A 6,788-nucleotide genomic window follows, 5' to 3' on the forward strand; every position below is an offset into this window, starting at 1 on the left:
GTCACTTCCTACAATCAGTAGCTAATCCTGCCCGTCTGTCGCGAATGAAATTTTTCCACACCACATGCATAAATTTGTGGAGCAGCTCATAAGAGCCGGAGATTGATCTACGTATACATCCTTCTTTCCATTCAACCAAGGCATAGAAACGCTCGGTTTGCAGGGCTGCGGAATGATTTTTCCGGAATTCCCTTTGTTAGCAGAAGAAACTATAGGGTTGTGCATACTGCGGCACATTCCGAATGAAGGGATATGAGTCTGCGGGTGAAAATCCTGAATATTCCCCTGCATTTTATCGCCAATACGAATCCCTCTGTTAGCTGAAATACTAAACCTCCCCGTATGACTTCCATAGTTACACTGTATCTGTGCCCCATCCACTACATAGCTCTCACTCATTCTTGGACTCTCCTTTGTATAGATGGCCCTCTGTATCGACCTTTTGTAATTTCAAGCCTGCCAAATTGAACCTTAAAATACATTCAGCCACATCAAGATCCACAACGATATGATGATTGGCATCCTGAACCCTGAATATCTTATGATTCTCCACTGCATATTCATCTAAAATGATTTTCCTCAGTGTACCGTCTCTATGATATTCACTAAGTGGTGATAAACACATAAGGCTAGGCAGGTTAGCCAGCCAATACCTCGTTTGCTGCATTCGCTGCATATTCGCAAAAACAACCAACTTCCAGCTTAATCCGGCTTGATATATATCAAATATTTCCTTTAGTTGTTCAGAAATTATGGATACAGGATGGTCTATAAAATCAATATAGTCCGCATCACCTGATACATAAAATTGTAAAATAGATTCTTCATCCGTAAATGATGAGCTTTCTGCCCATTCCAATAACTGTCTGCGATTCGTCTCTACTGGATACATATACTCTGTAATACGATTATCCTGTTGAATCATGTAGTACTCCATAAGCTGTTGAATACACCGCCTCACTGATTCCTTTATACTCCCCTATTCTTACTTCCAATTCATCCTCGCATTTCAACGCCTTGAATTCAGGTAGTTGTGTAGCCTGTGAAATAGCATCCTTAGCCAACTTCACAATATAAGTATGGAAATGATCCGCCGCTTGGAGTACAAAACGCTCGACATCAGGCTCAATAATTTTATTCATATAGGGTTTTCGGAGCTGATTCAATTCATCCTCCAGCTCTCCCAGATAACTAAATGCCCATCCTGTATCATAAAATCCCTGACATGGCCGGGGATCGAAGAACCAGCTTTTATCGTAGGCTTCGATGACATAGTTATAGTTTCGATCCATCAGATACGTACGTCTCATAGAATAAGTAATGTATCCGATCTTTGCTTTTGCCGTGTCTAGATGATTGGCTTGCAAGCAAATTCGCTGGAAGGATTGAATGAAGGATTGCATTAACTCTTCTTTTCTTTGTTCATACAAAGACATTACTTGGTGTAATTTCTGATTCAGCACTTCTTCTGCATAGGTCTTTTGAAAGTGTTCTAGTGCTTCCAGTCTATTCATAATCCCACCTCTGAACCTATTATATAGAATATTTACATGATATTACTGGTTCTATCCTCCTATTTAATTACTCTTTTTTCATATGATGAGATTGAAAATGAATGTATAAAAAACCAAAAAAATCATTAAATAATTTCATAAATATGTATTCGTATATCTTATATCTCTCAAAAAACCTCCTCATTAGACCTACGAAATGAAGGTTTGCGCAAGCGATTAGGTAAATGGAAGTAGAAAATCGCGGCCTACAATGAAATAATCATGTATAGGGTCAGTACCAGCGAATGTGACACCACCCGCAAAGTAGTTACCACCAATTTCCACATGTTTGCACTTCATGACAGCTACGTGGTTCAAATTGCGCCTTGGAAACCACGTTGAACCAGAATAACGAGTGCAAAGCAGAACTATGGTTCCGATACCAACAAAAACCGGAACTTTTCACTGGTTTACTTTACGGGCTGTGACAGCTTCGCTGGTACTACCCCATAAATGCTAATTTTTTGTATCGTTTGATAAAGATTCGTTCAAGCTGCGACGTGACCTTGAGATACAAAAAAGAAAGCCTCGAACCGGATAAGATTGGATCATATGTTTATTGATGCATGAAAAATTTGGATTGGTGTAGTACAGTTGAACAAATGGAAAAAGAAGGTGATACCAATGAGTTTTGCTCTTGTATTATTTATTGCAGCTGTGATTCAATTTGTTCTGGATAAAATTATCAGCAAAACAGATGAGAAGATATCAGACACGGATGGTTTTATCCCATACAGGTGGTTCATTGTGATTGGGGGTATTGTGGTAATTTTGTCAGTTCTTTTTGTTAAAGAACCTTATAAATATGTTTGGATTGGCGTATTGCTTATTCTAGTGTTCGGTGTTCGATCTATCTTCCAATGGAAATATATTCGAAGTTCACAAAAACATATTATTTCACTATTGATGATGGCCATATCTGTAGTTGGTACAATTGTTTACGTTTTAATTTAACAAAAAACCGCACAATTAGTGCGGTTTTTTGTTGTACTACTATTGATGATTAAGAAGCGTAAATCCAAGTTCCATCGATCCGTTGCATGCGGTAAATAGAACCAGCTTGAGTGATGTAACGTGTTGTACCTCCAGCGTTCGAGTACTCTACAAAAGCAGCTTCAAATTCAATACGTATGTATTTGTTGGTGTTCACATTAAACCAGCCAGCGTGTCGCGAAGTCCCGTTCAGACCAGCGGTGATAGAGTTGAGGAAATAGTTAGTCGCTAGTGAGCCAGCTATAAGAGCACCCAATCCCAATGCTACACCAGCAGCAGTTCTTGTAGCAAAGGCAAGAGCAAATATGGTAGTCGCTTCACCAGCGATGGTACTGAGTTGTTTTCTAATCCAGCTTTCGCTTTCTTTCCGTTTAACGGCATCCACGGTAATTTGTTGTGCTCGAACCATTAGGTTAAGTTCAGAGGCACTAACACTAATTCTTTCAGTATATTCACGAACATCAGCCATGATAAAATTCCTCCAATAGCATCCTCTTTTGGCATACGGAAAAGTTTTCCTAATCGTTTAATATCTTGATCGAAATATTGAAAAATTGCATTCATGGCCTCTACATCGGATTGGGTTTGGGCAAGTTTTACTAACTCCATAAACTCATCATCTGACATAATTCGCGGAGTACTTTCTTTTTCCATTTGTTCATCACCTGTTGACTGATTTTAAGTTCTCTGGCAACCTGGGCTTCTGTTTTGTCGTTTATGTAAATTTCATAGATGACTTTTTTGCTTGCTTCACACGCTAATTTATTAATATAAGATTGCAACATTACTCTGTTATCAGATTCATCCGAGTAAGAGGGTCGAAAGAGGTTAGGACTGCATTCCATAGAAACTTCACGTTTGCGATCACGTTTTTCCCGATACTGCATTCGCCAAGCAATTCTATAAAGCTCGCGTCTATAATGTTCAATGGCACCCAACGAAAATTACCTCCCTTATATTCTTATACGTGTATATAAGGGAGGGAGATACCAAATTCCATTTAACAACCTTAAAAATAGTGAGCATTCCTTCTATGGAAAAAAATATAGCATTATGTAGTTTTTCGAAACTATTTGCAAGCCCCATTACTCTATGCTTTTTCCATTCGGCATAGAAACTTTACTTTACGGGCTGTGACAGCTTCGCTGGTACTACCCCGTATAATGCATGCTAGACTCCAACAAGGCTAAAATCCGGCGATGCTGATCAATTGGGTAGACAACGCGGTGAAGTTTACAAACGCGTGGGAGGGTCACTCTCTCTGCTGCCACCCAATTGTATGATCATTCAAGCATTTGCTTAAAGCAGAGGCGGGATTCTACTCATGCATGGCCTAAAAGAGCACAAAAACCCGTGACGGATATCGTCACGGGTTTTCATGTCATGGATGTTTGCTAATAGGTAGTAATGTCACTCTAAACTTACGTATACGTGCAGGGCTGAGCCTAATAACGCTTGGGAGCAGCCAGCTTGGCCAAATCCGACATATACGTAAAAAAGGCTTCCGGATCTGTATCATATACCAGATTAACAGGGCGGCCTTCCGCCTGTTCCACGGTTCTGCCCTGACTCGGGCCGTCTGCGATAACGCTGCAATGTACCGTCTTTTTCTTTACAATATCTGGACGTCCCACCGATGCGGTGGTCAGCACATCCCACAGGTAGTAGGTCGAGTTCGTCTCACTATAGACGAGTGGCGGACAGCCTGCGTAGCAGTTACCCAGAAAATCTACGCCCTCATAGCGGCGCTCGGCAGCCCAACGTTTACGTACGGCTGGCGTTAATGGCACTTTGCTTGTGCTTTCCAGTGCCACCAGATCAATGGTAATGCCGCTTTGCCATACCCGATATGCGGCTTCTGGATCCCAGAACACATTCCATTCTGCTGTGCCATCATGCTCGGGCTCCTCTACATTCCCTTTTTCAAAGGTACCGCCCATCCATACCAGCTTGTCAATTTTCGCTTCAATATCCGGTGCCTCATCCAGCGCGCGTGCCAGATCGGTCAGCGGTCCAGTGAACAGGAGCAGTGTTTTGCCTTCGGCTCCACGTACCTTTTCGATCAGATGCTGATGAGCCGGCAGAGCTGAAAGCGGCGCTTCCATTTCTCCCGATTCATTCAGCACTGGCAATGCATCTACATAAAAGGAATGTAAACGCCAAGCGGCAGGAAATGGATTTTTACCGCGTGAATTAGATTTAGCGACTTCCACAGGCCCTTTATTTCGCCCAAAACGATCAATAATTTTACGGCTGGCATCCGTCGCAGGCTCCAGGTAACCATCTGCTGGAATAACTGATACTCCGGTCAAATGAACTTGCTCCATCTGAAGCAGCATAAACAGGGATACCAGATCATCCACTCCACCATCATGATTAAAATAAACGTTTGTCTGACTCATCTGTCTCTTCCTTCCTTATATCCCCGCGTAACAGGCATGTTCTCATCGGCAATCATCTTTAATTATGCCTGATCGCTTCGCTGGAGTAAATGTGCTATACTATTTTACACCAACAAAAAATGACCTATATTTACCATTAATGTATAATTCAAATTTTATGCAATTACTTTTATAATCTAATGAGCAGCAGGGAAGAAGGTGCAGCCTATGGTATCCAATCTGAATGCAGCCGGGGATGGTTTGCTTGCCATCATTGAAGAATTGCGAAGCGAGCTTATTACAAAGGCACAGCATGAAGCCTTTACCGACCCTTCCATTGTGGAGCTAAGTCAACGTCTGGATCATTATGTAGTCCTTGCCCAACAAAGAAAAAAGAAAAGCTAATGCCTCTTTGGTCCCCACCACAAAATTCTCCCCTTCTCGGGTCAGTTAACATATAAAGCACCCATTCCCTGTCCCGGCCCTGATCCTCAGGTTCTGCCGCTGGAGCAGGGATTTTTTTGTTTACTCCGTGCTTTTACCCTTCCACCTTCGCTCCATAGGATCGGGCTACGGCTACCGCCTGCTGGATATCGAGCTTGGCTCCGGTGATATCCAAATCTTTAAAATTCACGCCATCCATCTTCGCACCACGCAGGTCCGTTCCTTGAAGCTTCGCCTTATGCAGTCTTGCCCGGCTAAGATCTGCTTCGCGCAAATCTGCCTTTTCCAGATTACATTCGGATAAGTCAGCTTCCTTGAATCGTATTTTTCGCAAATCCTGTTTTCTTAAATCTGCATGACGCAAGTTCGTGTATGACCAATCTCCGCCTGTAATCGTGATACCATCCATATTCGCCCCCGCGAAATCTGAGCCTACCAGCTTGCAGTTATCAAACCGGGCCACAAACAGATTGGCACTGGTAAATAGACAATTCGTAAAGGCAGACTCCTTGAAATGAGAGGCATTCAGGATGGCTCCGGTAAAATCACAGTCCACAAAAGTACAGTCTTCAACAAGAGATTCATTCATCTCTACTCCCCGAAAGCGACAGCGGATAAACTCACAATTTCTCCACTCGCCTTCCCGGGCATCCATCGGACCAAAATCACGCGCTTCATAGACCTCACCTGTATAAAAAAACATGTCATCTCCCCCTATTCTTTATCCCTTAAATCAGGAACTCAGCATTTCGGCAAGACCCTTCAAAACCCCTTTTCATTTTCCCGAGCAAGCCCTTCATCATCTCATGATCCTCTGTCGTAAACTCGGCCATGCATGCACGGATCAGCTTGGTGTAATAAGGCACAACCGTCGCCAGCAACTCTCGTCCGGCCTCCTTTAGTCCGACAGTTACCATTCGTCCATCGCTCTCGTGGGCCACTCGTTCAAGCATGCCATCCCGCTCCAGACCATCAATTAGCCCCGTCATGGTTCCCCGCGTTACATCGGCCTTTTCTGCCAGCTCTGATGGTGTCATCCGGTACGGCGCATGACAATGCAGCAGGCTAAGTACGATAATCCGGCCCTGAGAGGCACCCAGCTTGGCCAAATCCATATCCATTTCTCTGAAAATATCGTTAGCCAAACGCGCAAATGTCACAAAAGTCTCCATATTGCCCACTTCTGCTTCCTCTTGCCCAAAACTACGCAGCACCCCGCGTATAGAGTCATTATGAAAATTAAAATTCATGGTCTGTCCATTCCTCCCCTGATCTCGTTTCTTCCGTCAAACGATAGCTCCTCCATTCCTCCGGCAGTAAAGAAGCATACGGCTCCTTGGCGAACCGGTCGTCTACCAGCACTAGCAAGCCTTCGTCGTATTCTGTACGGATAAGCCTGCCCCCTGCCTGAAGAACC

The 6,788-nt window shown here is 43.3% G+C and carries 11 protein-coding genes; 2 read left to right on the forward strand and 9 right to left on the reverse strand.

Going from position 1 to position 6,788, the window contains the following annotated elements:
• Positions 1 to 21 precede the first annotated feature (21 nt).
• From C1I60_RS04700 to C1I60_RS04710, 3 genes are read right to left on the reverse strand one after another with little or no spacing between them, the layout of a single operon-like run.
• Complete coding sequence (locus C1I60_RS04700; protein ID WP_137060704.1) at positions 22 to 399, reverse strand: DUF4280 domain-containing protein; 378 nt, start codon at positions 397 to 399, stop codon at positions 22 to 24.
• The gene (locus tag C1I60_RS04705) at positions 392 to 925 is read right to left on the reverse strand and encodes a hypothetical protein (protein ID WP_137060705.1); all 534 of its coding nucleotides are present in this window, start codon (positions 923 to 925) and stop codon (positions 392 to 394) included. The genes C1I60_RS04700 and C1I60_RS04705 overlap by 8 nt, the downstream gene beginning before the upstream one ends.
• A complete protein-coding gene (locus C1I60_RS04710) occupies positions 909 to 1,514 on the reverse strand; it encodes a hypothetical protein (protein WP_137060706.1) in 606 nt (201 codons plus the stop codon). The genes C1I60_RS04705 and C1I60_RS04710 overlap by 17 nt, the downstream gene beginning before the upstream one ends.
• 663 nt (positions 1,515 to 2,177) lie before the next feature.
• Here C1I60_RS04710 and C1I60_RS04715 point away from each other — a divergent pair.
• Positions 2,178 to 2,507, forward strand: a complete 330-nt coding sequence (locus C1I60_RS04715; RefSeq protein WP_044644337.1) for a DUF4181 domain-containing protein — start codon at positions 2,178 to 2,180, stop codon at positions 2,505 to 2,507.
• A 49-nt stretch (positions 2,508 to 2,556) separates the two neighbouring features.
• Here the strand turns inward: C1I60_RS04715 and C1I60_RS04720 are convergent, their stop codons facing one another.
• The 3 genes from C1I60_RS04720 to C1I60_RS04735 form a co-directional block, all read right to left on the reverse strand.
• Entirely contained in the window at positions 2,557 to 3,015 is a 459-nt protein-coding gene (locus C1I60_RS04720) for a hypothetical protein (protein WP_170970740.1), read from the reverse strand.
• Positions 3,016 to 3,145: 130 nt separating this feature from the next.
• A complete protein-coding gene (locus C1I60_RS24720; protein WP_137060708.1) occupies positions 3,146 to 3,484 on the reverse strand; it encodes a sigma-70 family RNA polymerase sigma factor in 339 nt (112 codons plus the stop codon).
• A 507-nt stretch (positions 3,485 to 3,991) separates the two neighbouring features.
• Positions 3,992 to 4,948: a nucleoside hydrolase gene (locus C1I60_RS04735; RefSeq protein ID WP_137060709.1), complete on the reverse strand. Its 957-nt coding sequence runs from the start codon at positions 4,946 to 4,948 to the stop codon at positions 3,992 to 3,994.
• A gap of 207 nt (positions 4,949 to 5,155) precedes the next feature.
• Here C1I60_RS04735 and C1I60_RS04740 point away from each other — a divergent pair, with 207 nt between their 5' ends.
• Positions 5,156 to 5,332, forward strand: coding sequence for an aspartyl-phosphate phosphatase Spo0E family protein (locus C1I60_RS04740; protein ID WP_082067086.1), 177 nt, complete (start codon positions 5,156 to 5,158; stop codon positions 5,330 to 5,332).
• A gap of 133 nt (positions 5,333 to 5,465) precedes the next feature.
• On the opposite strand, the gene C1I60_RS04745 is transcribed toward C1I60_RS04740, so the two are convergent.
• The 3 genes from C1I60_RS04745 to C1I60_RS25190 form a co-directional block, all read right to left on the reverse strand.
• The gene (locus C1I60_RS04745) at positions 5,466 to 6,074 is read right to left on the reverse strand and encodes a pentapeptide repeat-containing protein (protein WP_137060710.1); all 609 of its coding nucleotides are present in this window, start codon (positions 6,072 to 6,074) and stop codon (positions 5,466 to 5,468) included.
• A 25-nt stretch (positions 6,075 to 6,099) separates the two neighbouring features.
• Positions 6,100 to 6,621 (reverse strand): MarR family winged helix-turn-helix transcriptional regulator, encoded by a 522-nt coding sequence (locus tag C1I60_RS04750; RefSeq protein ID WP_137060711.1) that lies wholly within the window; start codon positions 6,619 to 6,621, stop codon positions 6,100 to 6,102.
• Positions 6,611 to 6,788, reverse strand: a 178-nt coding sequence (locus C1I60_RS25190; RefSeq protein ID WP_252361603.1) for a helicase C-terminal domain-containing protein, incomplete at its 5' end; no start/stop codon positions are given. The genes C1I60_RS04750 and C1I60_RS25190, both read right to left, overlap by 11 nt.

The organism is Paenibacillus terrae, assembly GCF_005217525.1.
Lineage (GTDB): Bacteria > Bacillota > Bacilli > Paenibacillales > Paenibacillaceae > Paenibacillus > Paenibacillus terrae_C.